This is a genomic window from Humibacter soli (assembly GCF_054779035.1).
Genome location: NZ_BAAGYX010000002.1, coordinates 433158 through 459515, shown reverse-complemented (window position 1 = coordinate 459515; position 26358 = coordinate 433158). Strand labels below are relative to the sequence as shown.

Below are 26358 nucleotides of genomic sequence, written 5' to 3'. Positions count from 1 at the left end.
CACGTCACCCGCGACGGACGCCTACGCGATGACGATTGCGATCGCAGCCTCGGGCGTGTTGACACGGAAGCTCAGCGACTCCTCCAGATAGAGGCTCACGTTCTGGGCGTCGTGCGATGCGTACCCGATCGAGAGATCCTCCCCCACCTCGAGCACGAAATCCCCTCCGCGCTGGCTGAGCACAACCGCTCCATCGAGACCGGGCACCCACTCGACGGGTCCGCCCAGAATGTCACGCAGATGCCGGATGAGCGGATATCCCCCACCCTCGTTCGCCTCGATCACCGAGGTCCACAGCGTCGGGCCGAGCGCGAGCGCGTACGGACCATCCACGCCGGAGCGCTTCAGCGTTGCAACGGCCTGGGTCACCGCGTCGTCGTACTCCTCCGCCATGCTCGTGTGCACGATCGGCTCGTGCGGAGAGGCTGGAAGCACGCCGATGATGCCGAGGGCGTCCCAGCCGTTGAAGACCGCGGAGTTCTCGACGCGCGCGATGCGCACGGCGGCCTCATCGAGTGGGCCGAGGTCGACATCCTCCGCGCCACGGTCGGCCGAGTCGAGCTCCTCGCGCCGCAGCACGAAGTCGGCGCGCACCTCGGCGAGCGGCAGCACCCGCCTGCTGCGTGCGATCACGCCCTCCTCGGGTGCGCTGACGACACCGCCGACCCGCCCGAGGTTCGTGGCCGAGTGCTCCCAACCGTGCGGACCCGAGAAGTCGACCAGCTTGCGTGCCCCGAGCGCGACGGGAAGCCGAGCGGATGCCTCCGCATCGAGCAACGCCCAGCCCGCGTCGGTGAGCGGTGCGTGGCGGCGCAGCAGGTGATCACTCATGATGCCGTTCCTTCCGTTTCTTCGGCGATGTCGCCGTCGGATGTCTGCTTCAGCGAACCAATGCCGAGGGCGCCGTCGCCCGCGCCCGGCGGCTCGGTGGCGGGTTTCGAGACGCGCCGCTCCGCGGTGCTCCTCAACCCACGGGGGTCGCCCCGCTCCGCGGTGCTCGTCAACCCATTGAGGCCATCTACATCGGCCAAAGCCTGCAGCACGGGGTTCGACGGCACGAAGAACGTGCTCCCTGTGACAGCCGTGGACGCATCGAGAATGCGGTCGTGGAACCCCGGCGGATCCCCGATGAACATCCGGTCGATCATCCGCATCGTCACCCAGAGCCGTGCGGAGTATCCGATGAAGTAGGTGCCGAACTCGCCGGACGCCGGGCTCCCGAACGGCATGTTGTCGCGCAGGATGTCGAGCTCGTTGCCGTCGTCGTCGACGATCGTGGCGAGCGTCTTGTGCGCCTTCTGGTCTACGAGGCTGTCATCCAGCTCGATGTTCTCGAGCTTGGTGCGGCCGATCACGGCCTCCTGCTGCTCAACGGTGAGGGCGCCCCAGGCGTCCAGATCGTGCAGATACTTCTGCACCACCACGTAACTGCCGCCGGCGAACGCTGGATCGTCGTCGCCGATGATCGCCGACTCGTCGAGCTCGCTCCCGATCGGGTTGGCGGTGCCGTCCACGAATCCGAGCAGGTCGCGCACGTCGAAATAGCGGAAGCCTTGTGTTTCGTCCGCCACCCGCACGGAGTCGCCGAGAGCATCCAGCAGCTGCCGTTCGAGCTCGAAGCACAGGTCGACACGATCGGCACGGATGTGCAGCAAGAGGTCGCCCGGCGTTGAGGGCGCGGTGTGCGTGGCGCCGCGCACTTCGGGGAACACCTCGAGCTCGGCGGGCCGGATGTCGGGCACAAGCCGATCCCACAGCCGACGACCGATTCCCACGACGCATGAGAGGTGGCCGCCGAGGTCGCGGAATCCGACGGTCTTCACCGCGTCATCCATGCCGGAGATGGTCTCGCGCACGGTGGCGAGGGCATCCGCGCCAGGCTGCACGGTGAGCACCAGGAAGACGGCGAATCGGGAGAGCGGTGCGTCAACGCTCTGCGCGTCGATCGGCACTCGGTCGCGGTACTCGCTAGACATGCGGCCCCCTTCACCGTCCTTGTCACGATAGCGTGACGCGGTGACACCGCGGGGGCCGGATCGGTGCAGCAGGGCGTAGGCGCGGGCATCCCGACGCCTTGTGCTTTCGAGGTCGACCGAGAGCAGGGCCTGCCCGCGCGGCCGCTGTCGCGGTAAGTTCGCGTACATGGCGAAGGGCGAGGGGCGGCCCGGCGGGTCTGCTCGGTTCATCATGAACGTGTTCAGCAGCGAGGCCACGGTGTACGGCATCGTGCTGGTGAGCGCACTGATCACCGTCGGGTGGGAGTACGACACCGACCTCGAGGTACTCGTCTTCGTGGTCGTCACGACGCTGATCTTCTGGATCACGCACGTGTATGCCCGCACGGTCGCGGCTCTCGGCGACGGGAGTGGTGACCCGTCGGACATACCCGTCGGGGCAGCGTTCCGAGAGGCCGTGCGGCACTCACGGGGGATGCTCTTCGCCATGCTGCTCCCATCCGTGTTCCTCCTGCTCGCGGTCGTGCACGTGCTCGATGAGTACGTCGCGTACTACATCGCGCTGTGGGTCAGCATCGCGATGCTCGCGGTGGTCGGCTACCTCGGAGCGCTGAGACGACGGAGGCCGGTCTGGCGGTGCATCCTGTCCGCGCTCATCACGGGTGTCCTGGGTCTCATCGTGGTCGGTCTGGGCATCCTCGCCCACTGACCCGCGACGAGCGTCGTCGACTTGCGCCCAAGACGACCGCCTCGCGACCGCCGCCCGTTAGCATCGTTGGCGTGAGTGACGACGCTGCACCGGATGGCCAGGAGGGCTCTGCCCCTGAGGGGCTGTTCAGCGCTGAGCGTGCCAAGGCGTTCATCGACGCCGTCGTCGCGATCGCGATGACCCTGCTGATCCTCCCGCTCATGGAAGCCGCGACAGACATCAAGGGCCTCCGAGTGGACTCCTGGCTCAACGAGCACGTGCAGCAGCTTCAGAGCTTCGTCTTGAGCTTCGCGATCATCGCGATGTTCTGGATCAACCACCACCGCGTCTTCGCCAAGGTGAACCTGATCTCGATTCCACTCCTCTGGATCAACATGGCGTGGTTGCTGTCCATCGTGTGGCTCCCGGTCGCCACCGCACTGTCAGGCGAGGCCGGAGCCGACGACAGCCTCGTGAAGATCGTCTACATCGGCACCATGATCCTCACCTGCCTGCTCACCCTTGCGTTGCGGCTCTTCCTGCGGGCTCATCCGGTGCTGCACGACATCTCCGACATCCATCTGCGCACCGGGATATCGGTGGACATCTCGATGGCCGTGCTCTTCGCCGTCGCGCTGGGCCTCGCCATCGCTTTCCCGTTCTTGAGCTATTACCCCCTCTTCCTGATGTTCCTCATCGGGCCGCTCCAGGGGCTGTTTGCGCGGATGCTCGGGGTGCCGAAACCTCCCAAGAAGACGAAGAAGCCTCACACCTCGGGGGCCGATCCGCGCCGGAGCGCATAGCACCCTGGGCATCCCCGGAGAATCCCCCCCATTTGGGTTGCAGCTCTGGTCGAGGTACGGAATCGTTGCCGACTCATCGTCCCGCAAGCGGAAGGAGAGCTCATGCTCACCCTGACCGAGAACGCACGCACGATCGTCAAGACGCTGACCGACCAGACGGTCGACTCGTCGGAAGGGGGCCTGCGCATCAGCAGCCCGGACCCGGAGGGCACGGCCTTCTCGGTGACAGTCGTGCCGGCGCCCGAGGCCGACGACCAGGTGATCATCGGTGGCGACGCCCATGTCTTCATCGACGAGAGCGCTTCGGCCGCGCTCAGCGACAAGGTGCTCGACGCGCAGCTCGACGAGCAGGGCGCCGTGCGGTTCCAGATCGGATCGCAGACGCCGGCCTGATGGTCTGACGTGGATGACCGCCGAATAGCGGTCACCTGGAAGGGGTAGCGCCGGGTGGACGCTACCCCTTCCGCATAGATACCCCCGTGCGAGGGTCGCGGCATCCGATCTGCGAACTTAAGCTGCGCGCATGTCTCATGCAACCTCGAACGAGTTCGCGGACGCCCTGGACACCCACAAGGTCGACTTCTCGGCCTTTGCGAGCGACATCACGCCCGACGAATGGTCGAAACTCATCACCGTACGACCGCCCGTCTTCTTCCCGTCGCCGATCGATTCACTCTCGGTGGCGCATCCCATCGGCCGAGGCCGAACCAACACCACGCTCATCCAGGCCACGATCGTGCAGACGGATGCTCCGACCAGCTACGCGAGCTTCGACTACCCGATGAACCCCTCGCGTGCGCCCGCAGTCTCGGTGCACTTCGAGGCGGATGCGTACGGCATCACCTCCACCGCCAACTACGTCTTCACGTTCTACCTGTGGACGCAGGAGTCGACGGTCTTCTCTGTGAGCCAGTTCGGCGCAGCCAGCGCTGGTGGCATCGGCAACCGCACCATCAACGGCCAGCAGTCGCTGACAGTTGCACTGAACGGCCTGCCCGCTTCACAGCCGTGCTACGTGGCCATCGAGCAGCTCTCGGGCGGGTCGTGGTCGTGGTACCAGACGGTGATCAGCCCGCCGCCGTTGGTGTTCGAGCCGTAATCAGGCCTCGCGGGTCTTCGGGGAACGCTCCGACGTGCGCGCGGCGTCACGTTCGACGGCGCCGCCGAGCACCTCGTCGATGCGGCCGAGCAGCTCGGCGGGAATCGTGACGCCGGATGCCTTCACGTTCTCGATCACCTGCTCGGGACGCGACGCCCCGATGATCGCCGTCGCAACGTTGTCGTTCTGCAGCACCCAGGCGACCGCGAGCTGAGCCGGGGTGATCCCGAGCTCGTTCGCGATCGGCGTCAGCTGCTGAACGCGGGTGAGCACGTCATCGGTCAGCCACCGTGACACAGCGTTGGCGCCGCCCTTGTCATCCGTGGCCCTGCTTCCCTCGGGCAGCGGTGCGCCCGGAAGGTACTTGCCACTCAGCACGCCCTGCGCGACGGGCGACCACACGATCTGCGAGATGCCGAGCTCGCGCGATGTCGGCACGACCTCAGCCTCGATGACACGCCAGAGCGCCGAGTACTCCGGCTGGTTCGAGATGAGCTGGATGTTCAACTCTTTCGCCAACGCGGCGCCGGCGCGCAGCTGCTCAGAGGTCCACTCGCTGACACCGATGTACAGCGCCTTGCCCTGCCGCACGACGTCAGCGAACGCCTGCATCGTCTCTTCGAGCGGCGTCTCGTAGTCGAAGCGGTGCGCCTGGTAGAGGTCGACGTAGTCGGTCTGCAGTCGTGACAGCGAACCGTTGATCGACTCGAGGATGTGCTTGCGCGACAGCCCGACGTCGTTGTGACCCTTGGGACCGGTCGGACCGAAGACCTTGGTGAAGACCTCCAGTGACTCACGGCGCTCGTTCTTCAGCGCCTCACCGAGCACCGTCTCGGCCGCGGTGTTCGCGTACACGTCGGCGGTGTCGAACGTGGTGATGCCCGCCTCAAGCGCAGCACGGACGCACGCCGTTGCCGTGTCGTTCTCGACCTGGGAGCCGTGCGTCAACCAATTGCCGTAGGTGATTTCGGAGATCTTGAATCCGGAGTTGCCCAGGTACCTGAACTGCACTGTCGTTCCTCTCGCGGCGGAGTCTGGGGGACGCCGAGCAAAACGAACCCCCGGATACGCACTAGACAAGCGCGACACCGGGGGCCCTAGGGTCTCGGCACAGCGGCAACGCTACCCGCTGGTCCTCTGTCGCGCTGATGGGAATCCTGAGATACGAAAACGGCCCGCTTTCGCGAGCCGTTCTCTTACTGTCTCAACACAGTGTGCGCCCGAAGGGATTCGAACCCCCAACCTTCTGATCCGTAGTCATAAAGACTACGGCCGAGATACCAGTAATTCCGGGCTTTTCTTCCACTAGTTCACACATTAGTGCACACATTCGTGACGAATCAATGACGGCCGAACTTGTGGGAAATCCACGGCCAGCTTCCTCGGCGGCGTTCGTCGTCACAGTTCCGTCAGATCTGTATGAGGTGTTCCGGTCGCGTTGGCAGTCGCTCAATGAAGCGTTCTAGGTCGGTGACGAGGTACACGGGCTTCGTGCCGGAGAAGTGAGGTGTGACGTCGCCCAGCCGGACGTGCTGCCGTAGTCGGGAGGGGCTCAGTCCGAGTGCTTCAGCGGCTGTGTTGTGATCCATCGCCACCACGGCAATCGGGTGCTCGCCCTCCTGCACCTTGCGCTTGCTCATCAGAGGCTCCCCAGCGCTCGTGCACGCGGTGACAACTGATGCTGTGAGACGGTCACGTTCGGTTCCTCGGATGGCACATCCCGGTACTTGCCACGCATCGCCTGAGCGGCCCGTCGGACCACATCCGCCAACGGCGAGTCAGCACGCGTGGTGACCGTCCAGCCTTCATCGACCAGCCACACCGTCAGTTGGGCTGCTTCTCTCTTCTCCTCCTGGGTGATCGCCTGCTCCTGTGTCGAGATCAGCACCACCGTCTCAGTCCTGCCCTTGGTGACCAGTTCCACCAGCTCCGCCTTCATGACTCCCCGCTCCCTGTCATCTGTTGCTGACTGTTTTTGTTTGCCTTCCGGCGGAGAGATCAGGAGTGAGTGGGAGGGGTGTGAAGTGCCGGGACCGTGGAATACCGCACCGAAGCGCAAGCGGAGGGAGGATATGCCGCGAAAGCCCGGCACGGAACACCCCGGAAACGAACTACGATCGCGCAGCGGAAAGGCAAACCACGCCCCAGAAGGGCACAGCGCCGCCCTCCGTGGCGGCACCACAACGTAGCTCTGAGACATCGCGACCCTCTCGATGAACCCGACGCATCGATGACCTGCGGCGGGGCGCGCCTCTGCCACGACTCCGAAGGGCCACAGAGAACTGGCGGAATCTTCCCGACATGGGGCCCTAGTTGCGATCAAGCGATGGGTCCTCACGGGGCCCCAGGGCCGGGAACGATCCTTAGGCCATGAACAGCCGCGACGGCCCGCTCATCCTCAAACCGTCAACTTCCAAAGAGTGAGTGGTGGCCTTTCCGGCGTCTGATCGTAGTTCGCTACACGCTGGGGTGCTTCGGGCTTTCGCGGCATATCCTCACCCGCCCGCGGCCGGGTTCCGGTATTCCACCGACCCTGCACACCCCACCCTTGCGCTCCCTCTCGATCCTCGTGCCGGAAAGGCCACAACAACGATCAGCACAGGGAGCACACCATGACCGCCACCAGCACGACAGCAGCGAAGAACGACCGACGCAAGCACGAGGTTGAAGCCCTGCACGCCACCCTCATCACCCAAGTCGAACAATTCGCCAGCTCCGACCAATGGGCACGGTTCGTGCGGATGGCAGCCGCGTTCCACACCTACAGCCTGAACAACATCCTGCTGATCCTCGCCCAGTTCCCCAACGCCACCCGGGTCGCCGGATACACCAGATGGCAGCAACTCGGCAGGCAAGTGCGCAAAGGCGAACACGGCATCCGCATCTTCGCCACCCGCCACACCACACACACCAACCAACCAGAGGACACAGACACCGAGGACGACACCACCCGGAAGGGACCTGGAACCGATGCTCAGGTGCGGTACTTCCCGATCGTGTCCGTGTTCGACATCACCCAAACCGACCCGATCGGCCCAGAGGCCGATACCGAGCTTGCCCAACCGCTGGACGGGTCAAACGAGCACGGAATCACCACCCCGCTCACCGACTACCTGACCAGACAGGGCTGGCAGGTCAGGTCCGAACCGATGCACGGCACCCGTAGCGGGTACACCAACCCCACCACCCGCGACGTCGTGATCCGTTCCCACGTCAGCCCAGCCCAGTACGCGAAAACTCTGCTCCACGAGACAGCGCACATCCTCGCCGGCCACACCAACAAACCGGCCGAATACGTCCTCCACCGCGGGCGCATGGAAACCGAAGCCGAAGCCACCACCTACATCACAGCCGCACTCACCGGCCTCGACACCACTGGCTACTCCATCGGATACATCACCGGATGGACGCACGGCGACACCACCATCATCAAAGACACCGCCACCACCGTCCTCAACCTCACGCACCAACTCGCCAGCATCATCCAACCCACCCACTAGCCCTTACGACAAGTGACCTCGATAGACACGCACTCGATGGGCGCAAGTAATGCTTAGGGTGCACATGACCCCATTAGCACCTGATCACGTGAGGTCACTTGCTGACGCTCCTGAAGCGTCCTCCGATCCAATGCCTAATGTGTAACGTAGACATGTGAGCGTTACACTCGCACTAGACGATGTCCAGCGGGCTGGGTTTCCGATGGGAGGTGAGCCGTCGGTGGCATTGGATCTTGTCGACACATTGATGCAGGCGGTGACGCCCGCCGTTGATTTACTCGAGGGTCGGGAGACGGCCTGGTGGGAGCTGCAAGCCGGGAGGCTGCCGGAGGGACCTGCTCCCAACTCGGTGCCAACCCGACGCTTGCGTATGGTGCTGCGGGAGGCTTTCGAAGCTCGCATCGACCAGCGCTCGCCCGATGCGGCCACTGTTGAGGAGCTCAACAGGTTTGCGGACGCCGCGCCTAGTAGCCCACGCTTGGTGATCGACGGCGACGCAGTGCGCGTGCAGACTCGGTGGCATCGCGAGTACGGCGGGGATCCACGATTAGCTGCCGTCGCGCGGGAAGGTATCGGGCTGCTCGCTGACCCAGTGCGCGCGAATCAGCTGCGGCGCTGTGCGAACCCGGAGTGCTCCATGCTGTTCCTCGCCGGCAACGTCCGGCGCGTCTGGTGTACGCCCAATATCTGCGGCAATCGCGCCCGCGTCGCCCGCCACCACCGCCGCCACACGGCCAAGGCCAAGGGGTAGAACTATGGCTGAGTCCCTGAAGGACACCACCGTCCTCGTGATCGGCCGCGGCTCAGGCATCGCCCGAGCCATTGTCGACGCCGCTCGGCAGCGCGGCGCTCTGCTGGTAGCCGCCAGCCGCGATGCTGACTCGCTCCGTGCCGACTACGCCGGCGACGCAGACGACGTTCGGGTCGAGAAGGTGGACCTCACCGACGACGCATCGATCGCTGCGTTGGCTGATCGTGTCGGTCCGCTGGACCACCTGGTGTCCACCGCCTCGGCACGGGCTCGCGGCACGCTTGCGGATCTCGATCGCGACGCACTTCGGCGTTCCTTCGACACTAAAGTCATCGGCCCGGTGATGCTCGCGCAACACTTCGCCGGCCAGTTCCGGGCCGGTGGCTCGTTCACGCTGTTTTCAGGCGTGGCGGCCTTCAAGCCGGCAGCCGGCTATCTCGGGGTAGCGATTACGAATGGAGCGGCCGACTTCCTAACCCGCTCTTTGGCGATCGAGATGGCGCCGGTGAGAGTCAACGCAATTTCGCCAGGCGTCATCGACACCGGCATCTGGGATTCGTTAGGCGAGCAAGGCAAGGCTGACTACTTCGAGCATTTCCGTACGCACAACCCCGCTCGCCGCATCGGAACGGTCGAGGACATCGCCGACGCTGCTCTGTTCGCGATGACGAACCGGTTCCTCACTGGCGTCACCCTCCGTGTCGACGGCGGGGAACCCCTCACATGATTCGGGGCCGCATTCTCCAATCGAGCGTATGCCGGTGGGTGCGGTCGTGGCGCTAATGAGGCCCAGCACGGGGTCGCGCTTATCGGCGTACACCGACGCGGTGTTCGCGGTGATCATCACCATCATGGTGCTCGAGTTGCGCCCTCCAGTTACGCCCACTTTCACAGCGCTGCTGACTTTGTGGCCGACGATCATCAGCTACCTGGTCTCGTACGTGTTCATCGCGATCATCTGGATCAACCACCACTACTTAATGGGCTACGTCAAAGCTCCCAGCCTGCGGCTTATGTGGATCAATTTCGGGCACCTGTTCTTTGTGTCGCTCCTACCGTTCGCGACCGCATGGATCGCGGAGTCGAAGCTGGCCGCGGTACCGGTCTTCGTCTACACGGCCCTGTTCGTGGTCACCGACGGTGTCTACAACCTGTTCGAACGCGAGATCCTGCGCACCTCAACTGAGTTCGGACCGGACGAGTACCGACACGCGCGCCGACGGTCTCTCATTGCGCTGCTGTTGTTCGCGATCGCCGCCGGCCTTGCCATCTTGCAGCCGTGGGTCGGCTTCGGCTTTGTCTGCTTGGCCCTCCTGTTACACCTGCGACCGGACGCAGCACCTTGGAATCGCCACAGGGACGGTGAGGGGCATCCTCCTGATCGCGTCCTCGGCGATTAGGCAACTCGGGGAAGTTGGCGATCACTCATGCTGGCGCGGTTCAACAGTGAAACCAAGACTGGACAGCACCTTTACCGCGCCGCTCCTACCGCCCTCGAAATCGCCGGAGGAGAGCTTCTCGCCGGTGGCTAGCTCGTATGCGGCGCCCAGGATCGCCTTGGGCGGATACTTCTTCCCGTCCTGGTCCAAGTCGTATGTCGTCGTCGGCGCGAACCCGAATCTGTCGAAAAATCGTCCCGAACCCAAACGGTCATACTCGCCAAGCGCCTGCTCCACATGCTCGCGGCTGACCTTCGACCACTCAATCGACCGTGCCATCACCATCCCCTTTCGACGCCAGATCGCACATGATCGGTGCCATCCTCTGACAGCGTAGAACTGCCGCGCATGCCAGCCTCGATCAGTGATGACGCCGGTGACCTCACCGGAGTGCTAACCCCGCCGCTCGTCCAGATGTTGCCTTCTATAGCGGACCGTGCTGGCGTCCGAGGCTTAGTTACGCCCCTAGGCATCGACGGGCTCTCCTGTGTAGAAGTCGACTGGCCCACCTTCGGTCTGGCGCAGAGCCTGGTAGTACTCACCCCTCCGGTACATGGGGGTCACCGCGTACGACTCGCGAGCATCCCGTGGCCTTGCCCACTCGACTGCGTTGGCGAGTACTCGCTGCACATCTCGGTGGTGGTAGACGGGGTACGCCTCGTCCCCAGGGCTGAAGTAGAAGACGCGGCCGTAGCCTCTGTTGTAGGTGATGCCGCCACGAAAGACCTCGCCCCCAGAGAAGCTGCTGATGAAGATGACTTCGTCGGGTTCTGGAATGTCGAAGAACTCGCCGTACATCTCTTGGCCAGGGATGACGATCGGTTGCGGTACGCCTGCGGCGATCGGGTGTCGTGGAGCGACGGTCCAGACAAGCTCTTGATCGCCGTCGTTTCGCCATCGGAGGCTGCAGGTCGTCCCCATCAAGCGTTTGAAGATCTTCGAGTGGTGCCCGGAGTGGAGCACGATGATGCCCATGCCTTCCAGGACGTTTCGTTGGATGCGCTCGACGACTTCGTCGGTGACCTCGTCGTGCGCGGTGTGCCCCCACCACAGCAAGACGTCGGCGGAGCGGAGAACCTCTTCCGTGAGGCCATGTTCGGGTTCATCGAGGATGTGCGTCGCCACGGCGACACGGTCGCCGAGACTGTGCCGCAGCCCGGCGGCGATGGTTTCGTGCATTCCGTTCGGATAGATGTCACGGACAGCCGGGTTGATCTGTTCGTGACGGTTCTCTCCCCACACCACAACGTTGATTGTCGTGTCGTCACTCATGCTGTAACTCCTGTCTTCTCGTCAAGTTTCGGTCTGCCCCAATGCCCGACAGATATGCCGTGGCGCCCCGTTCCCCAGGATCGAAGTCGTGCAGCGATGTCCGCGGAACTCTCCTCTCGAAGTGCTTGCGCATAGGCCGATTCGAGGAGTTCAGAGATCCTGATCTCCACACCACCTTCGGCGCTGCTTTGTACCGCGGCCTCCACCATTGCCAGGCTCATCACGTTGGATCGGACTTCGTTCTGGGGCGTCGTCCCGGTCCTGACAGAGTGGACGAACTCCGCTAACGCCCCAGAAAACTCTTCCTCATCGCTGCCGATAGCAGCCTCGACGCCGCGGGCATCGACGTCGAGGTCTGCGCCACCGTCCCAGCGCACGGCCCCAAGCTCGCATTGGATTCGCCATGCTGCGTTCCATGAGGTCGGAAGCCCGGGCGTACATCTGCTACCTGCGTACGTGAAGCGGGCGCCCGATTCGAGCAAGAAGTCCGCAGTGGCGGACGCGTCCCCTCGGTACCAGCTCCATGGTGGATTCCAGGAATTGCAGCGCACGCTGACCGGTTCGTCGTTCGTTGCAAAACGAAGGGCATCGAAGTGGTGGATGGACATGTCCACCAGGAGCGGGTGCGCCATCTGTTCGCGGAACCCTGGCTCGTGGTCCGCATGGAAGAACTCCTGAGTGACGGTCCCGAGCGCTCCGAGCTGGCTGACGGCCTTTCGAAGTGCGGTGAGGTGGTTGAAGTAGCGTCGGGACTGGCTGACCATGAGCAGCTGTCCGCATACGTCCGCCACAGCAACCTGACGTAAGGCCTCGGATAGGGTCGGTGCGATCGGCTTCTCACAAAGCACGGGTAACCCCAAGCGCAGAGCTTCCTCATTGACGACGCGATGAGCGTTCGGGACAGTGACGTTGATCACGGCGGCCGCGCCTGAGTGCGTGGCCACCGTCGACAGGTCGGTGCCGGTGATCACCGTACTGAGGCCAGCGTCGCGCACGACCTGGTCGGCAAGGCTGATGTCGAGGTCGACGACGCCGACAAGCTCCGTGATCGCGCTGCGTCCTACTAGGCGGATCCATTCTCGACCCATTGCTCCCGCACCGACCACGACGACGGGTAAGCGTTCAAGCATCAATTGTTCCTTTCCACCTTTCTGTATATGTCGCTTAGCCCTTGAGGGCGCCGCCGAGGCTTGATCGCAGTAAGTATTTGCGGAGCACGCCGTAGAGAATTGCTGGCGGCACGACGTAAACGATTGCGCTCGCGGCTAAGAGGCCCCAGTCGACCTGGTTGAATGCGCTGAATGCCCGGAAAAGTCCGATCGACAATGGATAAAGTTCCGGTGATTGCAGCAGCACCAGTGGCGTAAGGAAATCACCCCAGACTGACATGAAGGCCAGCATCGCCGCTGCGCCGAGACCGGGGCCTAGCAGTGGAAACACCACGCGCCACATGGCGCCGAGCCGTGAGCACCCGTCCATCCAGGCTGCCTCTTCGATTTCTTGCGGGACCGCGTCGACGGTCCCTTTCAGAAGCCACAGGGTGACTGGCAGGGACGCCGCGGCCTCAACCAGGATGATGCCCAGGTAGCTGTTGTCGAGGTGCATCTGCACCAGCATCAGGTACAAGGCGACGATGGTTGCTGGAGCAGGAATGACGCGGACGAGAAGGATGACGAACATGAATGTCGTTCGCCCGCGGAAACGGAATCGAGACAGCCCGTACGCACCGATCAGTCCAAACGCCAAGTTCAACACGGTTGCTGCGACGGAGATGATCAGGCTGTTCAGGAGGAGCAGCGGCGTTGCAGCGTCAGTGAAGAAGCGTGCGAAGTTGGCCAAGGTGAACGTCGGCCATTGGACGGCGGGTCCTGCATGGGCATCGATAGCACTAAGGACGAGCCAGGCGAACGGGATGAGACAGAATAGAGCAAGCAATGTGATCAACGCATACTGAAGAGCGCGCTGCACGATTTTCGCCGGCGTAAGCGGCCGGTGATCACGTTGCCGACCGCTAATGGCGCGTGAAGTCAGTTCGTCTGGCCCGTTTGTTGTCGTGATTGTGGCGGACATCACACCTCCACCTTCGCAAGCCGTACATACGTCAGGCCGAGTACGAGGAGTATGACGAGAAGGATCACCGATGCTGCGCTGCCGAGCCCGATCTGCGAATATTCAAAAGCATGCTGGAATATGTAGATCGAAACAAGTTGCGTCGATGCCCCGGGGCCTCCCTGAGTGAGGAAGTACACGAGACCGAATACACCGACAGTGGTGATGGTCGTCAGCAATAGATAGAGGAAAACGGGCCCCCGGATGAGAGGTAGCGTTACGTTGACGAATATCTGCCGTGCGGTGGCGCCGTCGATTCGTGAAGCCTCGATGAGCTCATCGGGAACATCTTCCAAGGCTGATTGGAACATGATCATCGCGAACGCGATTCCTCGCCAGATGTTGATCACGATGACGCATACCAGCGGTGCGGCTTGCAGCCAGGCTACGGGCGCCGCGCCAAATAGATGGGTCAGCATGTTCAGTGTTCCCTGACCGCCCTGCGCAAGTACGCTCGCCCATGCGAGCGAAGCAACCACTTCTGGCACGACCATCGGGAGGAGCACGGCGGCGCCGAACAGTCCCCTGCCGCGCATCCACTTGCGGCTTAGAAGGAGCGCTGCTCCCATTCCGAGCACGGTTTGGCCAATGATTGCCGAGAGCAACACGAAGATGCCGGTGCGGCCGAGGGATGCCAGGAAGTCCTGCGAGCTGAGTAGGAAGCTGTAGTTGTCGATGCCAACGAACTGCGGGTTGCGCGCCGCGAATCCAATCAGCTGGGTGTTAGTGAAGCTGAGATAGATGCTGTAGCCGGCTGGCGCGACGACGAAGATCACGATCAGGAGGACCGCCGGCCCCAGGAGAAGAGGAAGAAGACCTCTTCCCTGAGACCGACGGTGTCGCCGCCCGGCATGGGTTGGCGCTGAGGTCATTTCGCAACCAAGGAGCTTCCGAGCAGGTTCGACGCTTCGCTCTTGAAGAAGGCCGCAGCTTGTTGGCCGTCCGCGCTGCCGGTCAGGATCTTTTCGGTGGCGTCTTGCACCGCCTGCGATACCTGGTCAGCTCCATCACCCGTAGGGGCGAGCACGCTGGTCTTCAGTTGAACCTCCGCGTCCAACAGCGTGGGCTGACTGGCGTACGGCTCAATCTTCGTGATCCCCGAGCGCGGAGCGGCGGCGCCTACGGCTACAAGCTGCTGAGCGACCGCGGAGCCGGACGACAACCACTCCGCGAACTCGGTCGCCGCATCGGTGTTCTTCGACTTGGCATTGATGCCGTATGCGAATCCAACGCCTCCGACTGAGTAAGGTTTCGTTCCATTCGCGAGTGCCGGATAGTCCCAGGTCGTGACCTTGTCCGTGAGGTTTGGAATCGGGGCAGCACCCTGGGGACCCCAGTCGTAGCGCCATCCCCACGTTCCCTGAGCAGAGATCGGGAGGGTGCCCTTCACGAAATCGACGTACTTCGTCGGCTGCCAAGGGTTGGGGTTGAGCAGGTCCTGCACGGGAAGGAGCTTCTGCTTTGTCAGTTGGCTGTACAGATCAAAGGTGTCGGTCAGCCCCTTGCTGCTGAGAGTCCACTTGCCAGTCTTCTCGTTGTAGAACGTGCTTCCCGTGCCGGCCATCAGAGGCAGGAACCCCTCGGCCCAGGTGCCACCGCCCCACGCCGTTCCCGCCGGGAGGACAATGGACGCCTGGCCCGTCTTCGCGGAGATCTGCTTCAGTCTGCTGATCAGATCTGGCCAGGTCTTGGGCTGGGAGGTGTCGATCCCCATGCTCGTCAGCACGTCCTTGCGGAAGAACAGATTCTGCACATTGGCCTCGTGCGGGATCGAGTAGTAATGCCCATCGGGCTGCTTCGTCGACGTCTTGACGTTCGGGTAGAAGGTCTTCCAGCCTGACCACTTGTTCAGCGATGCGTCGAGCTGTAGAAGGTACCCAGCGGACGCGTAACCAGGGATGGTGGTCGCTCCAACGTCAATCACGTCCGGCGCGGTGCCGGCATGGAACTCCTGCGTGATCTTGGTCGCGAACTGTGCATCGGTAAGGATGTCCGTGATCAGGTTGACCTTGATCTTCTGGCCCTTCGCAGCCATCTCCTTCTCGAACTCAGGGATCAGCTTCTTGACCGCATCCGCCCTCGTCTGCTGGTACTCAACGATCGAGATCGTGCTGGCGCTGCTGCCTGAGCCGGAACTGCTCGTACATGCTGCGAGGCCGCTCGTGGCGAGTGCCGCCACCGTCACTGCCCCGAGGACACGTATGCGCTTCATTGCGTTTCACCTCTCTGCGCTTTGGCTTCGACCGCATCGACTCTTTTGTCTAACGCTTGGATCAAAGCTCGGCGTTGACGCTAGCTGAGGGCGTTGCTCGTGTCAAGACAAACTGAGCGACGCTTGACTTTCGGACGAAATCACCGTCAATACGGAGCGAGTGCGCTGAACGGGACTTCATCGATCTGCTAGATTTAATCTCGTTACGGAAAGCTCATAGAATCACCCCGGAGGTCAAAGATGCGACGAGGCAGCAATCAGCTCCGTCTCGGAGACTTCAACCAGGCGCTGGTACTTGACCTGGTACGTCGGACACCCGGTGCCAGCAGGGCGGATATCCGACGAGTATCGGGACTTAGCCCGCAGACGATCACGAATATCAGCCGGCGCCTTCTCGATGAGGAGCTGATCATCGAGGGTCCGCCGAGCAACATCGAGCGAGGGCGTCCAAGCATCCCGCTCGTCGTGAACGCCGATGGTGCCTTTTCCGTTGGCGTCCATATCGAGCCGGCGGTCCTGACAGTCGTACTGCTGGATCTTTCGGGTGAAGTTCGGCACACGATGCACCGCAGCACGCCCCAAGCCTCGAACCCAGGTCGGGCCACTGGCGTGATCGCGGACGCTGTCGATGCCATCATCGCGGAGGCGGGAATAGAACGGGAGCGCGTCATGGGTCTGGGTATTGCCGCTCCGGGGCCGCTCGATCTGCGGTCGGGCGTCATCCTGGACCCGCCGCAGCTGCCCCAATGGCGCAATGTGCAGCTACGAGCTGATCTCCACGACGCGACCGCCCTTCCCGTCCTGCTGGAGAAGGATGTCACAGCCTCGGCCACGGCAGAGGTGCGTTCGGCGACGCAGACTGAAAGCGATTTCATCTTCCTTCATCTCGGCTTCGGCGTAGGCGCATCAGTCGTCCTGGACAACCAGGTCCTGCGCGGAACAACGAACAACTTCGGAGAGATCGGCGAGATGCTCGTCGATCCAAACGCGGAATGGTTCGAATGGAGCGGCCGACGCGGCACCCTCGGAGCGGCCTGTGTGCCCGAAGCGCTCGTCGTCCAAGCCGCCAACGCGGGTCTGGTGCCGTTGCCCGACCTTCACGATCAGGTCGCCATCGATGAAGCCTGCGCGCAACTGTGCGACCTAGCGGCAGCAGAGCACATGGGCGCGGTGCGAATACTCGAGCGGTCGGCCGAGCGCGTTGCCGTCGCCCTGGGAGCGCTCGTCAATCTTCTTGACATCTCTCACATCGTGCTCGGGGGGCCGCTGTGGGGGCGCCTGAGCGCGACGTTTCTGCCGCTTCTCCCCTCTCTCGTGCGGAAGGAGCTGATCGTGGCACGCGAACTGACCGTCTCGGGGTCATCCATCGGTGAGCACATCGCCGCCCAGGGCGCGGCCGAACTCGTCATGGACCATTTCCTCGCACCGCATCCGTCAACGCTGATGGTGTTTTAGAGCTGGCAGACCTAGTCCATACCGTGTTCCTCCTCGATCCGCAGCGTACGAATGTTGCGCAACTCACGTACTTTCTCGTAGTGGCGCGCTGCTCGCGCCCTATTTCCACACATCACCGAGCACCATTCGCGGCGGGGATGCGACTGGACGAAATAGAGCACACAGCCTGGCGCGTTGCACGCCCGCACTTTCGGCGCATCGTCTCCACCAAGCAGATCAATGCTGCTCCGCGCGACGTCCGCGAGCGCCGCGCCGATAGGCGGGGCGTCGCCGCCAGCGCCAAGCTGAAAGCCGTTGCCTGATCTCAGAAGCATCACCGAAGGACCTCGGCTAGCAACCATGTTCAATACCTGAACGGCGTCATCGATGTCCTGGGGTATTGACGTCAGCAAGGGGCGGGTGTCCGCCGTCTGATGCCCCGCGATCGTCCGGACAGCATCACGCAATTGGACCGCGTCGTCGAAATCATCCAGCGATGCCGATGCGCCGTTCCGATCGATACCGACAGCGTCGAGCCACTCGTCGACATCCGAAGGCGTGTGGAAATCATCGTGTACCTCACCCGCGCCTGCCCAGACCGTGTTCATCAGCCGAATGGGCAGTGGCTCCTCCGGAAGCATCCACGTTCGTGAACCCGACGCCAACATTCAACAACCTTATCACGGATAGATGGCCTTGTACCCGTGAGGCATGCTATCGTCCATTTCTAACGGATGGATGTTTGTTCATCCGTGAGACCCAGCGAATCCAGCGCCGATTGACACCGCAAGCACTCGCGGATCGAGTGCGAAACCGGTCACGCCATATCGAAAGGAACTATCGGAATGAGCACTTTGCTTCACGTGTCCGCGAGCCCGCGCGGAGCCGGCAGCGACAGCAACGCGTTGGGTGACGCGTTTCTGGACAGCTACCAGCAGGCAAACCCTGGCGCGACCATCGATCACCTCGACCTCTTCGACGGCACGCTGCCCGCCTTCGGGACTCTGGCCGCAGGAGCCAAGATGGCAATCTTCGCCGGCGGAAGTCCAAGCGCGGAGCAGGCGCGTGAGTGGGACCAGGCTCACGAAGTGTTCGAACGCTTCGCAGAGGCCGACGCCTATCTGTTCACGGTCCCGATGTGGAACAGCGGCATCCCGTACGTCCTGAAGCAGTACATCGACATCATCACCCAGCCTGGCTGGGTCTTCGGCTTTACCCCGGATGCCGGCTACACGGGCCTCATCGAAGGCAAGAAGGCCGCCGTGATCTACGTCAGCGGCGTGTACTCACATGGTGTCCCGATTCAGTACGGTGTGGACTTCCAGTCCACCTATTTCAACGACTGGCTTCGCTTCGCGGGAATCACTGACGTTACGCAGATCGATTGGCGCCCCACCGTCCTGACGAGCACTCACGAAGACGACAAGGCGACCGCCATCGAGCGGGCCACCGCCACGGGCCGTGCTTTCTAACCGCTACGCACCTACGGCTGAGACTGAAGACGATGACGAACCTGCCACGGGCGCGACGCTTGACTTCTCGCGGTGAGAAGACGCGCGGCAGGATCATTGAGGCCGCTTCCGAGCTGATGTACCTCCGAGGAGTGGCCGCTACCACGCTCGATGACGTGATCACCGCCAGTAGCGTCAGCAAGTCGCAGTTCTACGGCCACTTCGCCGGTAAGGAGTCCCTGGTGCGAGCCGTCATCGGCCTGACAGGGCAACGCGTCATGGAGCGAGAACGTCGGGCCTTGGTTCATGTGTCGACGATGGCTGGCCTCAGACGCTGGCGCGACGCCCTGGTACAGGAGAATGCCCTTCGTCATGGGGCCTACGGTTGTGCGTTGGGCTCGCTGGCTTCCGAAGTCTCGGACCACGATCACGTCGCGCAGCAATCCCTGCTCGATCTCTTCGCGGAGTGGCAAGAGCTCCTGGTTGACGCCCTCCGCAGGATTCAGGCCAGAGGGCTGTTGGTGCCCACAGCCCCCGTCGATCAGCTGGCGATCGGATTGCTCAGTGCCTTGCAGGGAGGGTACACGCTCGCCCAGACTGCGCGTGATGTCGCCCCGTTGGCGACGTCGATCGACATGGGCCTCGGCCACATCGAGAGCTTCTCTCGCCCCGAGGCTGTTGTGAAATGAAGGGAAAGGATCTCGTATGACCAAGCTTGAAGGTAAGAGGATTCTGATCATCGGCCGCGGGACGGGAATCGCCCGAGCCGCGACCAATGCCGCCATGCACGACGGCGCAGAGGTTGTCGTCGCCGGCCGTGACGCAGCGAAACTCGCCGAAGCCTACAAAGGCGTCCCAGTCGCAGTGGAGACCGTCGACGTGACCGATGAGGAATCGATCGCGGCCCTAGCCTCGCGACTTGGACACCTCGATCACGTGGTGACCACCGCATCCGCCCGGGCCCGCGGCAAGGTCTCCGACCTTAACGCCGAAACTATTGCGCTGTCGTTCGCTACCAAAGCCATCGGCGCGATCCTGCTCGCCAAACACCTTGCCCCGATCGTGTCCGCCGACGGGTCCTTCCTCCTCTCATCCGGAGCGACCGCAATCCGACCGACCGTGGGCGTGCTGGCGGTCGCAGGAACGAACGGGGCAGTGGACTCCATCACCAGGGGCCTTGCCGTCGAGCTGGCACCGATCCGCGTGAACGCGATCGCACCGGGAACCATCGACACGGGCGCCTATGACGGTCTCGGCCACGAAGCGAAGGCCGAGCTATTCGCGGCTCGGGCGCAGCGCAGCCCTGCACATCGCATCGGCACCCCCGAAGATGTCGCCACCGCGATCATCTTCGCCCTGAGCGCCGACTTCCTAACCGGCGTATCCATCCCTGTGGATGGCGGCGAGATCCTCACCTGATCTCCGCCTGCATATCCGGCCCGAACTACCGAACAAGGACAAGATCATGAACGACATCGCTCGCGCAACAACCCTGACCGCCGACCTCCTCGTAGTCGGATTCGGCAAAGGCGGCAAGACCGTCGCACACGCCGCCGCCGACCGTGGACAACGGGTCATCCTGATCGAACAGTCCGAGAACATGTACGGCGGGACATGCCCCAACGTCGGATGCGTTCCTACGAAGATGCTCGTCCACTACTCCAGCGAGAAACGCCTCGACGACGACGCCCAAGAGTATTTTCAGCGTTCGATCGAAGGCGTCCGATCACTGACCGGCGCCTTCCGCGCCGGCAACTTCGACTCCCTGAACGGCAAAGACACCGCCACAGTAATCACCGGCCGCGCCACATTCATCGACCCACACACCGTTGTCGTGGGCGAGGGCGAAGATGCGATCACCGTGACGGCACCGACCATGCTCATCAACACAGGCTCCGAGCCGATCCTGCCCACTATTCCTGGCCTCGAAGAGAGCCCACACCTGGTCAACAGCACCGATCTGATCCAGAAGGACCACCTCCCGCAGAGACTGGTCATCATCGGTGGCGGCTACCTCGGTCTCGAATTCGCCTCCATTTACCGCCACTTCGGTGCAGACGTGACCGTCCTCGAGACCGCCGACCGGCTCCTTCCCCGAGAAGACGACGACATCGCCGACGCAGCTACCAGCATCCTCACCGGAGACGGCATCCACCTGATCACCGGCGCCACCGTTGTCGACATCGCTGACGAAGGAGACCACGCAACGGTCAGCTACCGGCATCACGGCACACTCCACACAGTCGACGCCGACGCCATCCTTCCCGCCACCGGCCGCCGAGCCGCCACCGCCAACCTCGGACTCGAGCAGGCCGGCGTGAAAACGACCCCACACGGCGCGGTGATAGTGGACGCGCACTTGCGCAGCAGCCAGCCCCACATTTACGCGCTCGGCGACGTCAATGGCGGACCCCAATTTACTTACGTCTCCCTCGACGACGCACGAATCGTCCTCGACCAGCTTTACGGAGACGGAACCCGCGCCACGACCGATCGTGTCGCCATCCCCCACACCCTCTTCATCACTCCTCCCTTGGCGACAGCCGGACTGACCGAGCGGGAAGCGCGCCAGCAAGGACGGCACATCACGGTATCCAGAGAGAACGTCGCTGACATCATCGCCATGCCCCGCGCATACACCGTCGAGGAGACACGCGGCGTGATGAAGTTCATCGTCGACAGCGACACCGACCTCATCCTCGGAGCCGCCATCCTCTCGATCGACGCTCAAGAGATCATCAACACGATCACCCTCGCAATGCGCCACCGGATCACCGCAACCGACCTCCGAAACTCGATCTACACCCACCCCAGCTCCACCGAAGCCCTCAACGAGGTATTCGACAAAGTGATCTCGACGTCCCAGCCGGGTGAAAGCGCCGCCGTGGCTTAGCCGACCCGTCGGCACGCCGGAGCGAATGGGCTGGCCCGGTGGGCCGGTTTTTACTCGGCCTGTTTCTCCGCGATGCGCTTGCGTAGTGCCGCCGTGAGCACTGGGGTGATCGCAAGGAGTTCGTGTTGCTGTTTCACCGGCAGATCGCCGAAGGCGGCGGCGACGTCGGTCTGGAATTCGGACCAGGTCTGTGCGAGGTGTGCGCGGCCGTCGTCGGTGAGGCTGATGATGCTGCTGCGTCCGTCCTGTGGGTTCGGCCGACGATCAACGTATCCGTCGCGTGTCAGCGCGAGGGTCAGATCTGTGATTCGCCGTTGAGTGAGGTTCAGGAAGTCGGCGAGCTGAGTCATCGTGGACTCGCCCTGTTGCTCAAGGACTCGCAGCAGCCGCAGCCGAATGTAGCTGACCGAATCTGCTGGAGTGCACACGGTGACCCAACGGCCCCATGCAGGACCAAGGTCAGTGAACGCCGCCGCGAGCTCGAGCTGACGGGCATCGTCCGAAGATCGCGGCATGACTCCAATCTACTGAGCCCCTGGTGTAGGGGCCGGTGTCCAAAACTCCGGCCCCTTCACCTCACTGACCGCCGGCGACGTCGATGTCAGCGCCCGTGATCCACTGGGCACGGTTCGAGGTCAGGAATGCGACGGTCTCCGCGATGTCGCGCGCGTCACCGAATCGGCCCAGCGGGACGTTGGCTGCCAGTGCCTCCAGCGGAGCACCCATCGCGTCGGCAACCGTCTGCAGAATCTCCGTCCCCCCTGGCGTCTCCACCGGCCCCGGCGTCACGACATTCACACGGACGCCGGTGGGCGCCAGGGCAGTCGCGAGGCCCCTGCTGTAAAGGGCGAGAGCCGCTTTCGCGGCCCCGTAGTGCAGGAGCGGCACCACCGGAGACTTTGCTGCACCGGTGCTGATGTTGACGATCGACGCACCCGCACCCGACTCGGTGAGCGCGGGAAGCGCCGCATTGATCACGCGCACCGCGGAGAGGAAGTTGATCTCCAACGAGTCCTGCCACTCCACATCCGGCACCGTGGCCGGACCACCCAGGAACACGCGGGACGCCCCAGCAGCATTCACCAGGATGTCCAGCCCACCAAGAGCCTGCAAGGCCTGATCGACGAGCTCGCGTGCCCCGCTCTCGGAACGCAGGTCCGCCGAAATGAACGTCGAGCCCGTCGGCGTGGATGCGGATCTCGTGCGCGCACTGGTGACGACCCTTGCACCACCATCGAGAAGGCGCTGCGCGATCGCGGCACCCATTCCACGAGAACCCCCCGTGATCACAGCGCGCCGACCGGCGAACTCGTCAGGAAGCGCAGGAGTTGAGATGTACATGAGTGACCTTTCGTGACGGAATTGCCCGAGCAGACGTCGCGAGACAGCCCGGGCGAACCCACGCCGACGATGTTTACTAGCGGGGTTCAGTAACCCTCAACATTACTGGCGGGGTTCAGTATTCCCATCGGTCTGGGGTTAGTGCGCATCCGCACTAACCCCTCGCCTGGCCCCCCAGGCGAACCAACGAACCACCCGGGGTTCATATCAGGACCGGACTCGCTCGTCGACATACACCCGTCTACGAGCCTCTCGTCAGTAGCCTCCTGCCCGGCGACAACCAGTTCTCGATGCGACCTGATGTCCCGATCACAGGGGGCCGCGAAGCGGCCGTCACACCCGCGGAGCGATTTGGCAACCCCTCCACAGGCGACGTCCGACCGCGTCTACTGGAACCCGACACGCTAGAGAGGAAGCACAACATGCGCGGGTTGTATCTTCTAGGGCTCGCCGCCGTGGCGGCTGTTGCCTATGTACTTGGCGCGAAGGCCGGACGGCGTCGGTATCGGGAGATCATGCAGACAGCGAATTCCGTCTGGAACGATCCGGCCGTGCGCAAAGCGCGGTCGCGGGCAAAGAAGAAGGCACAACAAACAATTCGGACGGCGAGCAAGAAGCTCTCCTGACCCAAGCAGTCCCCGTCTCTCCTTAGCACCGATGGGTCCGGTCTCGGGATGACCTACCCGCCTGTTCTGGAGGGGTGGTGGTTCACCGGGATCGATGTGCGTCGGGGCGAGCGCATCTCGGAACTCTTCGACATCCACGAACGGGGTCGACGAGGCCCTTATCGTCAACTGCCGCACTCGAGGTCAAGCACGGCAGACAGCTGCGGAGTTTCAGCCCGACCTCGTCTTTCCCTCAGCCGGACCGGTTCGGGCCAGTTGGCGATTCAGCCGCGAGCGGCGGGCTTGGCGGCGACAATGTCGACGGGCTCGATGATCGGATCGGCGGCGAGCAAGCTGGACCGGATCCCAGCGAGGGCTTTCGGGATCTCGCCGTCGATGTGTGCTTGCCGGGCCTGCGCGGTTTCGAACGTATCGAACACGCCAAACCGGGTCTCGCTCAGCTTGAATGCGTACCAGGTCACCGTGCCGTGTTCCGTAATGGCGATTTCCCTGCCGGCGATCAGGAATGCGGCTAGTTCATCGCTTTTACCAGGTTGGGCGTCCAGGATCACGTGTAGTCCAAGGGTAAGTGCCATGAGCGGCGTCCTTTCATTTGGGTGGTTATTCCTGCAGGACCCGAGGTCTCCAGCGACGGTTGACCACCTCGCCGAGTCGCCCTCGAGTCGCGCGCCTCGGGTGCTCTCAGTCCTGGTCGTCGACGTCCCAGATTTGGCCGGTCTCCTCACGAGTCAAGTGGGCGACTAGTGCGTTCGCGGAGGCGTCGGGGGTCAGCAGCGTGCCTGCGGCGTAATTGGCGACGAAGCGGTCGTGGAGGATATGCCCGATCTGTTCCCGGTCTTGGTCGCGGATCCACTGCTGCATCGCGGTGTCCACACCCCCCGGCCGGTACACATTGAGCGTGACGCCGGTATCCGCATATTCGGCGGCCATGCTGATGGTCTGGGCCTCCAGTGCGGCCTTGGTCGCCGCGTAGGTGCTTCCGCCGATCATCCCGGTCGGATGAGCGACGACGCCGCTGGAAACGTTCACGATTCTTCCCCATCCCTTCTCCGTCATTCGCGGCAAGAACTCGCCCGCAAGGAGAGCCGGGGCGATGGTGTTGAGCCGGAACGCGTCGAGCATGGCTGTAGCGGAGCGGGTTGCGGTCGGCCCCAACGGCTCGACTGTGCCCGCATTGTTGATCAGGACGTCCACATCCCCGATCACGTCTCTCGCTCGGGCGGCAAGGCCGCCGATCTGTTCAGCATTGGCTAGGTCTGCCGGAAGTATGTAAGCCTCAGCTCCGGCGGCCTCAACGTGGCTAGCGGTGGTCTCCAGCTGGGAAGCCGTCCGTGCGACTAGCACGATGTGTGTGACGCCGGCGTGGACGAGCGAGACAGCGATGGCTTGACCGATCCCCCGACCCGCACCGGTAACCAGCGCTCTCCGGCCTACAAGAACGCTTCCGGCCGCCGCGGCGTTCACAGTCCGAGGTCCTTGATCGCGGTAAGCACCTGAGCGGGTTCGGTGCGCGTTGTGTAGTCGGGATGCGTATCAATCCAGCGCAGCAGACCTTTCGCGTCGATGATCGCGACGGTCGGCATCGGCACGTCGATCGATCCATCAGCATTCACGGCAGTCAGGTCCAGGCCGTGCTCCAGCTGTAGGTGGCGGGCATCATCGCTTGGTCGAGTGAGGACCCCCAAGCCACGAGCGATCCGGTTCCCCGGGTCCGAGAGGACAGCGAAGTCGAGATCGTGCTTCTCCTGCATTGTCAGCGATCCATCCGGGTGCTGAGGGCTTACCGCTATCAACTGAATCTGACCTGATCGCAGAGAGGGAAGCAGTTCATCCCTATAGGTCTTCAATGCAATGTTGCAGAACGGACACCACGCTCCCCGATACAGCACCACCACCGCCGGCCGTCCCTCCCGCCGAGCACCGATCGACGTTGGGCGCCCATCCGGCCCCAGCACCACAGGATCAGGAAAGACACTCCCCAGAACCGCACCAGTCGGAGCCGCTTCGCGGCGGAGCGCGGCTTGCTCACGACCGAACGCGCTGTTCGGGTCCGTTGGGGGGAGAGCGGCGACCGCATCAGCGATCGGGGTCATCGAAGTCATCTCATGCATATCCATAACGGTAAATTAGATTCGTTACCGTTAGCAACCTGAGTATGGTGCACTCTAGAGCGCATACAGCCGTCATGGATCGGAGGGAGTATGGCCGCCAGCGAACCGGAATCGGCATACGGCGAGGAACGATCCCTGACACTCGCACTGGTCAACACCCTCGTGACCGGGGCGTCACGCCAGATCGACCGCATCCCTGATTCGACGAGCCTGACCCAGTGGTTGAGGTCCCACCACGTCGCGACGATGCCAGCGTTCGAGACGGCATGGGAGCAGGTCACCGCAGTCCGGTCTTTCGCTCGAGCTCTTCTGGAGGCCCTGGAGGCAGGACGCCCTCTGCCTATCCACGTGATCGATGCCGTGAACCGTATCGCCGCGACCACTCCGGTGCACCCGGAGCTCACCCAGCAGCGTCACCTGAGACTGGAGCCGTCAACCGACACCCCTTCGATCGCAGCCACACTTGCTGTCGACCTCATCCAGCTCATCACCTCGACCGAAGCCGACCAGATACGCACCTGCGCCGCAGCAGACTGCGACCGAATGTTCATCCAAGACCACAAACGCCGCGTCTGGTGCTCCACCCGGTGCGGATCCCGAATGAGAGCACGCCGGCACGCCACCAGCAAACGAACGACGACGAACGCCCGCTGAGGCAACTCGACATCCCCGCA

At 63.2% G+C, this 26358-nt stretch carries 32 protein-coding genes and 1 tRNA gene; 15 read left to right on the top strand and 18 right to left on the bottom strand.

What is annotated here, in order from left to right; translation table 11 throughout:
* Positions 1 to 21: 21 nt before the first annotated feature.
* Together ACYVDN_RS15255 and ACYVDN_RS15250 are read right to left on the bottom strand one after the other, a co-directional pair.
* Positions 22 to 831, bottom strand: coding sequence for a bacteriocin (locus ACYVDN_RS15255; protein WP_460573034.1), 810 nt, complete (start codon positions 829 to 831; stop codon positions 22 to 24).
* The gene (locus ACYVDN_RS15250) at positions 828 to 1976 is read right to left on the bottom strand and encodes a Dyp-type peroxidase (RefSeq protein WP_460573033.1); all 1149 of its coding nucleotides are present in this window, start codon (positions 1974 to 1976) and stop codon (positions 828 to 830) included. Before ACYVDN_RS15250 ends, ACYVDN_RS15255 begins: the two co-directional genes overlap by 4 nt.
* A gap of 166 nt (positions 1977 to 2142) precedes the next feature.
* Here ACYVDN_RS15250 and ACYVDN_RS15245 point away from each other — a divergent pair, with 166 nt between their 5' ends.
* The 4 genes from ACYVDN_RS15245 (at position 2143) to ACYVDN_RS15230 (ending at position 4545) form a co-directional block, all read left to right on the top strand.
* The gene (locus ACYVDN_RS15245) at positions 2143 to 2664 is read left to right on the top strand and encodes a hypothetical protein (protein WP_460573032.1); all 522 of its coding nucleotides are present in this window, start codon (positions 2143 to 2145) and stop codon (positions 2662 to 2664) included.
* A 71-nt stretch (positions 2665 to 2735) separates the two neighbouring features.
* Positions 2736 to 3446 (top strand): TMEM175 family protein, encoded by a 711-nt coding sequence (locus ACYVDN_RS15240; RefSeq protein ID WP_460573031.1) that lies wholly within the window; start codon positions 2736 to 2738, stop codon positions 3444 to 3446.
* 102 nt (positions 3447 to 3548) lie between these two features.
* Entirely contained in the window at positions 3549 to 3839 is a 291-nt protein-coding gene (locus ACYVDN_RS15235) for a Fe-S cluster assembly protein HesB (protein ID WP_460573030.1), read from the top strand.
* Between the two features lie 130 nt (positions 3840 to 3969).
* Positions 3970 to 4545, top strand: a complete 576-nt coding sequence (locus ACYVDN_RS15230) for a hypothetical protein (RefSeq protein WP_460573029.1) — start codon at positions 3970 to 3972, stop codon at positions 4543 to 4545.
* Here the strand turns inward: ACYVDN_RS15230 and ACYVDN_RS15225 are convergent, their stop codons facing one another.
* The 4 genes from ACYVDN_RS15225 to ACYVDN_RS15210 form a co-directional block, all read right to left on the bottom strand.
* Positions 4546 to 5556 carry an aldo/keto reductase family protein gene (locus ACYVDN_RS15225; protein WP_460573028.1) on the bottom strand — a complete coding sequence of 337 codons (1011 nt, stop codon included), beginning with the start codon at positions 5554 to 5556 and terminating at the stop codon, positions 4546 to 4548.
* A 207-nt stretch (positions 5557 to 5763) separates the two neighbouring features.
* A tRNA-OTHER gene (locus ACYVDN_RS15220) sits at positions 5764 to 5842 on the bottom strand.
* A 112-nt stretch (positions 5843 to 5954) separates the two neighbouring features.
* Positions 5955 to 6185: a hypothetical protein gene (locus ACYVDN_RS15215; RefSeq protein WP_460573027.1), complete on the bottom strand. Its 231-nt coding sequence runs from the start codon at positions 6183 to 6185 to the stop codon at positions 5955 to 5957.
* Positions 6185 to 6484 carry a hypothetical protein gene (locus tag ACYVDN_RS15210; protein ID WP_460573026.1) on the bottom strand — a complete coding sequence of 100 codons (300 nt, stop codon included), beginning with the start codon at positions 6482 to 6484 and terminating at the stop codon, positions 6185 to 6187. Before ACYVDN_RS15210 ends, ACYVDN_RS15215 begins: the two co-directional genes overlap by 1 nt.
* 673 nt (positions 6485 to 7157) lie before the next feature.
* On the opposite strand from ACYVDN_RS15210, the gene ACYVDN_RS15205 reads away from it, so the two are divergent.
* From ACYVDN_RS15205 to ACYVDN_RS15190, 4 genes are all read left to right on the top strand, one after another.
* Positions 7158 to 8045: an ArdC-like ssDNA-binding domain-containing protein gene (locus ACYVDN_RS15205; protein WP_460573025.1), complete on the top strand. Its 888-nt coding sequence runs from the start codon at positions 7158 to 7160 to the stop codon at positions 8043 to 8045.
* A 220-nt stretch (positions 8046 to 8265) separates the two neighbouring features.
* Positions 8266 to 8796 carry a CGNR zinc finger domain-containing protein gene (locus ACYVDN_RS15200; protein WP_460573024.1) on the top strand — a complete coding sequence of 177 codons (531 nt, stop codon included), beginning with the start codon at positions 8266 to 8268 and terminating at the stop codon, positions 8794 to 8796.
* A gap of 4 nt (positions 8797 to 8800) precedes the next feature.
* Positions 8801 to 9523 (top strand): SDR family oxidoreductase, encoded by a 723-nt coding sequence (locus ACYVDN_RS15195; protein WP_460573023.1) that lies wholly within the window; start codon positions 8801 to 8803, stop codon positions 9521 to 9523.
* A 28-nt stretch (positions 9524 to 9551) separates the two neighbouring features.
* Positions 9552 to 10196, top strand: a complete 645-nt coding sequence (locus tag ACYVDN_RS15190; protein WP_460573022.1) for a TMEM175 family protein — start codon at positions 9552 to 9554, stop codon at positions 10194 to 10196.
* A 21-nt stretch (positions 10197 to 10217) separates the two neighbouring features.
* Here ACYVDN_RS15190 and ACYVDN_RS15185 read toward each other — a convergent pair whose 3' ends face one another.
* The 6 genes from ACYVDN_RS15185 to ACYVDN_RS15160 form a co-directional block, all read right to left on the bottom strand.
* Complete coding sequence (locus tag ACYVDN_RS15185; protein WP_460573021.1) at positions 10218 to 10514, bottom strand: hypothetical protein; 297 nt, start codon at positions 10512 to 10514, stop codon at positions 10218 to 10220.
* A gap of 186 nt (positions 10515 to 10700) precedes the next feature.
* A complete protein-coding gene (locus tag ACYVDN_RS15180) occupies positions 10701 to 11507 on the bottom strand; it encodes a ThuA domain-containing protein (RefSeq protein ID WP_460573020.1) in 807 nt (268 codons plus the stop codon).
* Entirely contained in the window at positions 11504 to 12637 is a 1134-nt protein-coding gene (locus ACYVDN_RS15175; RefSeq protein ID WP_460573019.1) for a Gfo/Idh/MocA family protein, read from the bottom strand. The genes ACYVDN_RS15180 and ACYVDN_RS15175 overlap by 4 nt, the downstream gene beginning before the upstream one ends.
* Before the next feature lie 34 nt (positions 12638 to 12671).
* On the bottom strand, positions 12672 to 13577 hold the full coding sequence (locus ACYVDN_RS15170; RefSeq protein ID WP_460573018.1) for a carbohydrate ABC transporter permease: 906 nt from the start codon (positions 13575 to 13577) through the stop codon (positions 12672 to 12674).
* Complete coding sequence (locus ACYVDN_RS15165) at positions 13577 to 14392, bottom strand: carbohydrate ABC transporter permease (protein ID WP_460573017.1); 816 nt, start codon at positions 14390 to 14392, stop codon at positions 13577 to 13579. Before ACYVDN_RS15165 ends, ACYVDN_RS15170 begins: the two co-directional genes overlap by 1 nt.
* Positions 14393 to 14484: 92 nt before the next feature.
* Positions 14485 to 15828 carry a type 2 periplasmic-binding domain-containing protein gene (locus tag ACYVDN_RS15160; protein WP_460573016.1) on the bottom strand — a complete coding sequence of 448 codons (1344 nt, stop codon included), beginning with the start codon at positions 15826 to 15828 and terminating at the stop codon, positions 14485 to 14487.
* 240 nt (positions 15829 to 16068) lie between these two features.
* Between ACYVDN_RS15160 and ACYVDN_RS15155 the strand changes: the two genes are divergently transcribed.
* On the top strand, positions 16069 to 17283 hold the full coding sequence (locus ACYVDN_RS15155; protein WP_460573015.1) for an ROK family transcriptional regulator: 1215 nt from the start codon (positions 16069 to 16071) through the stop codon (positions 17281 to 17283).
* A gap of 11 nt (positions 17284 to 17294) precedes the next feature.
* Here the strand turns inward: ACYVDN_RS15155 and ACYVDN_RS15150 are convergent, their stop codons facing one another.
* Positions 17295 to 17903, bottom strand: coding sequence for a CGNR zinc finger domain-containing protein (locus ACYVDN_RS15150; protein ID WP_460573014.1), 609 nt, complete (start codon positions 17901 to 17903; stop codon positions 17295 to 17297).
* Positions 17904 to 18125: 222 nt separating this feature from the next.
* Between ACYVDN_RS15150 and ACYVDN_RS15145 the strand changes: the two genes are divergently transcribed.
* Genes ACYVDN_RS15145 through ACYVDN_RS15130 form a run of 4 tightly spaced genes read left to right on the top strand, consistent with a single transcriptional unit; the run spans position 18126 to position 21606 of the window.
* Positions 18126 to 18734 (top strand): FMN-dependent NADH-azoreductase, encoded by a 609-nt coding sequence (locus ACYVDN_RS15145; RefSeq protein ID WP_460573013.1) that lies wholly within the window; start codon positions 18126 to 18128, stop codon positions 18732 to 18734.
* 32 nt (positions 18735 to 18766) lie between these two features.
* The gene (locus tag ACYVDN_RS15140; RefSeq protein ID WP_460573012.1) at positions 18767 to 19402 is read left to right on the top strand and encodes a TetR/AcrR family transcriptional regulator; all 636 of its coding nucleotides are present in this window, start codon (positions 18767 to 18769) and stop codon (positions 19400 to 19402) included.
* Positions 19403 to 19418: 16 nt separating this feature from the next.
* On the top strand, positions 19419 to 20132 hold the full coding sequence (locus ACYVDN_RS15135; protein ID WP_460573011.1) for an SDR family oxidoreductase: 714 nt from the start codon (positions 19419 to 19421) through the stop codon (positions 20130 to 20132).
* Between the two features lie 46 nt (positions 20133 to 20178).
* Entirely contained in the window at positions 20179 to 21606 is a 1428-nt protein-coding gene (locus ACYVDN_RS15130) for a dihydrolipoyl dehydrogenase family protein (protein WP_460573010.1), read from the top strand.
* 50 nt (positions 21607 to 21656) lie between these two features.
* Here the strand turns inward: ACYVDN_RS15130 and ACYVDN_RS15125 are convergent, their stop codons facing one another.
* Both ACYVDN_RS15125 and ACYVDN_RS15120 read right to left on the bottom strand, forming a co-directional pair.
* On the bottom strand, positions 21657 to 22121 hold the full coding sequence (locus tag ACYVDN_RS15125; protein WP_460573009.1) for a MarR family winged helix-turn-helix transcriptional regulator: 465 nt from the start codon (positions 22119 to 22121) through the stop codon (positions 21657 to 21659).
* Positions 22122 to 22182: 61 nt separating this feature from the next.
* Positions 22183 to 22947: an oxidoreductase gene (locus ACYVDN_RS15120; protein ID WP_460573008.1), complete on the bottom strand. Its 765-nt coding sequence runs from the start codon at positions 22945 to 22947 to the stop codon at positions 22183 to 22185.
* A gap of 422 nt (positions 22948 to 23369) precedes the next feature.
* Between ACYVDN_RS15120 and ACYVDN_RS15115 the strand changes: the two genes are divergently transcribed.
* Complete coding sequence (locus tag ACYVDN_RS15115) at positions 23370 to 23573, top strand: hypothetical protein (RefSeq protein WP_460573007.1); 204 nt, start codon at positions 23370 to 23372, stop codon at positions 23571 to 23573.
* A 263-nt stretch (positions 23574 to 23836) separates the two neighbouring features.
* On the opposite strand, the gene ACYVDN_RS15110 is transcribed toward ACYVDN_RS15115, so the two are convergent.
* The 3 genes from ACYVDN_RS15110 to ACYVDN_RS15100 form a co-directional block, all read right to left on the bottom strand.
* Complete coding sequence (locus ACYVDN_RS15110; RefSeq protein ID WP_460573006.1) at positions 23837 to 24124, bottom strand: putative quinol monooxygenase; 288 nt, start codon at positions 24122 to 24124, stop codon at positions 23837 to 23839.
* A gap of 130 nt (positions 24125 to 24254) precedes the next feature.
* Entirely contained in the window at positions 24255 to 25037 is a 783-nt protein-coding gene (locus tag ACYVDN_RS15105; protein WP_460573005.1) for an SDR family NAD(P)-dependent oxidoreductase, read from the bottom strand.
* The gene (locus ACYVDN_RS15100) at positions 25034 to 25684 is read right to left on the bottom strand and encodes a peroxiredoxin-like family protein (protein WP_460573004.1); all 651 of its coding nucleotides are present in this window, start codon (positions 25682 to 25684) and stop codon (positions 25034 to 25036) included. The genes ACYVDN_RS15105 and ACYVDN_RS15100 overlap by 4 nt, the downstream gene beginning before the upstream one ends.
* A gap of 90 nt (positions 25685 to 25774) precedes the next feature.
* Between ACYVDN_RS15100 and ACYVDN_RS15095 the strand changes: the two genes are divergently transcribed.
* Positions 25775 to 26338: a CGNR zinc finger domain-containing protein gene (locus tag ACYVDN_RS15095; protein ID WP_460573003.1), complete on the top strand. Its 564-nt coding sequence runs from the start codon at positions 25775 to 25777 to the stop codon at positions 26336 to 26338.
* Positions 26339 to 26358: the final 20 nt, after the last annotated feature.